This is a genomic window from Protofrankia sp. CiP1_Cm_nod3 (assembly GCF_982290655.1).
In genome coordinates this window covers 1-1909 of record NZ_CEVIVD010000170.1, presented here as the reverse complement: position 1 = coordinate 1909, position 1909 = coordinate 1, and the positions used below count along the sequence as shown (strand labels likewise).

1 protein-coding gene is annotated in these 1909 nt (G+C 75.8%); it reads left to right on the top strand.

The genetic code is table 11. The features are described 5' to 3' along the window. Positions 1-1909 (top strand): AAA family ATPase (locus tag AC5LUJ_RS21345; RefSeq protein ID WP_493465595.1); only part of this gene is annotated, 1909 nt, incomplete at both ends.

Sequence of the window (1909 nt, the reverse complement as noted above, 5' to 3'; positions counted from 1 at the left end):
GCCAGCGGAGCCGGTAGGGCCGTGGACGGCCGTCGAGCTCCGTCGACGTGGCGCGGGCCTGCAGCTCGTCTCGACCGGGCAGCCAGCCGCACCGGTCTGGGGGCCGGGCGGGGCCGAGGCCCACCAGCGGTGGCTGCAGGCGTTCGGCCTGTCCCACCGGCAGCTGCGCCAGGGCGGTGAAGCCCTGTTCAACGGCGGCGGGGATCTGGCGGAGCTGGTCTTCACCGCCCGCAGCGGCCAGGCCGTGCGGGGCCTGCTCGACGCCCTGCATACCGAGATGGACGTGCATTACAAGCAGCACGGCAACGACAGGTCCTCACGGGTCCGCGTCGCCCTCCGGGAGCACCAGGAGCTGGCGGCACGCATCCAGGAGGCGATGACCACCGCGGGAGCCGTGGTCGAGGCCCGCGCGGAGCGGGACCGCCAGGCACAGGCGGTGCGCGCCGCGCACAAGCTGCTCATGTCGGCTGCCGAGCGGACCGACAGCCTCGACCGGCGACGCCGGGCCGCCCCGGCCGTGCGGGACCTCGCCGCCGCCCGCGACGAGATCGCCCGGCTGCGCGCGGACGGCGCGGCCGTGCTCGACGTGGCGGGGATCGCCGGGTTCGACGCCGCCCGCGCCGACCTGGACCAGGCGGCCGGCGAGCTGCGCCGGCTGGAAGAGGCACGTGCCGGCAAGCTCCGGCAGCGGGAGCAGGCGTCGCAAGCGGTGAACGATGCCCTGCTCGCCGACGCCGACGAGATCGGCGCGCTCGACCGTGCCGTGGAAGCCAGACTCGCCGACGCCCAGCTCGCCGACCGGCTGGAAACCGAGGCGCGCCAGCTCGACGAGGACGCCCGGGCGCTGCTCATCGACCTGACCGGCCCGGCCGACGCCCGGCCGACGGCCACGATTCTCGGCGAGCTGCACATCCCAGCGGACATCGCCAGGCAGCTCGACGAGATCGCCGAGGTGATCCGCCAACACACCGACGAGGTCACCCACGCCGAGCGCCAGCTGACCGGAGCACGTTCCCGCCAGGCGGACGCCGCCCGCACCGGCCGCGTCTTCGACCCAGCCGCGGTCACCCTGCTGCGGCAGGCGGTCACGGAGATCCGCAAGGACGGGTCGGCCTGCCAGCAGACCCGCCAGGCCGTCGACCAGGCCGCCCGCGCGCTGCGGGAACGCCGGGAAGCCCTGTGCCGCGCCGGGTACCGCAGACCGGATGCCCTTGACGTCGTCCCGCCGAACCCGCCCTCCCGGGAGACCGTCGACCGGCTGCGCCAGGCACTCACCAGGACCACGCACACCGTCGACCAGCATGCGGCGGCCCTGGCGGCCGCGGCCACCAGGCTGACCGGGCTGCGGGAACAGCTCGCTAACGCCGGTGACAGCGAGCCCCCGCGGCGCACCGAGCTCGACGACATCCGCGCCGAGCGGACCGAACTGTGGAACCGGCTGGTGGACCGGCTGGCGGACGCCGCGGCCGACGGGGCGGCCCTGCGCCGCGCCGAGACCGAGGCACTCGTCCTGCCCGTGACCACCGCGATAGCCCGCGCCGACGACATCGCCGACCGGTATGCCGAGAACCTCGCCGCGCACGCCGGCCTGGCGGTACGCACCGAGCACCTGCGGGACGGTTCGGCAGCAGCGCAGGCCGGCCACGCGGAGGCCCTGGCCGCCCACACCGAGGCCTCGGCGGCCGTCGAGGAGGCCCGCCGCGCGTGGGCCGCGCTGTGGAACGAGCTCGAGGTGGCCGTCCCCGCCGAGCCGGCGGCCGACGACGTGCTGGACGCCCTGCGCACGGCCCAGCAGACGCATGCGGACCTGCTCGCCGCGCGGCAACGCATCGCCGGCCTCAGCAGCCTTGTGAACGACCAGCGCCTGACCGTGGTCACAGCCCTCAGCCCCCTCGGCGCCCTGGGCTTC